A 640-nucleotide genomic window follows, 5' to 3' on the forward strand; every position below is an offset into this window, starting at 1 on the left:
AGAAACTTCCAAACGGCGACACAGAACATGTTTATGAGAAGGTTAAGACCAGTCATAAGGATAAGGAAGGCAATGAAATTCCAGGACATCCAACCGAAGACGGTGAACAACCTAAGAAGGATATTCCAGGCTACCGCTTCGTAGAGACGAAGAAACTTCCAAACGGCGACACAGAACATGTTTATGAGAAGGTTAAGACTAGTCATAAGGATAAGGAAGGCAATGAAATTCCAGGACATCCAACCGAAGACGGCCAACAACCCAAGAAAGATATTCCAGGTTACCGTTTCGTAGAGACCAAGAAACTTCCAAACGGCGACACAGAACATGTTTATGAGAAGGTTAAGACCAGTCACAAGGATAAGGAAGGGAATGAAATTCCAGGTTATCCAAGCGAAGACGGCGAACAACCGAAGAAGGATATTCCAGGTTACCGCTTCGTAGAGACTAAGAAACTTCCAAATGGCGACACAGAGCACGTTTATGAGAAGGTTAAGACCAGTCACAAGGATAAGGAAGGCAACGAAATTCCAGGACATCCAACCGAAGACGGTGAACAACCTAAGAAGGATATTCCAGGTTACCGCTTCGTAGAGACGAAGAAACTTCCAAACGGCGACACAGAACATGTTTATGAGAA

The 640-nt window shown here is 44.4% G+C and carries 1 protein-coding gene; it reads left to right on the forward strand.

Features of this window, described 5'->3' with window-relative positions; translation table 11 throughout:
• On the forward strand, positions 1-640 hold a 640-nt coding region (locus D8863_RS10760), incomplete at both ends, for a MucBP domain-containing protein (RefSeq protein ID WP_185761490.1).

Source organism: Streptococcus oralis, from assembly GCF_003943825.1.
Classification (GTDB): Bacteria; Bacillota; Bacilli; order Lactobacillales; family Streptococcaceae; genus Streptococcus; species Streptococcus oralis_CD.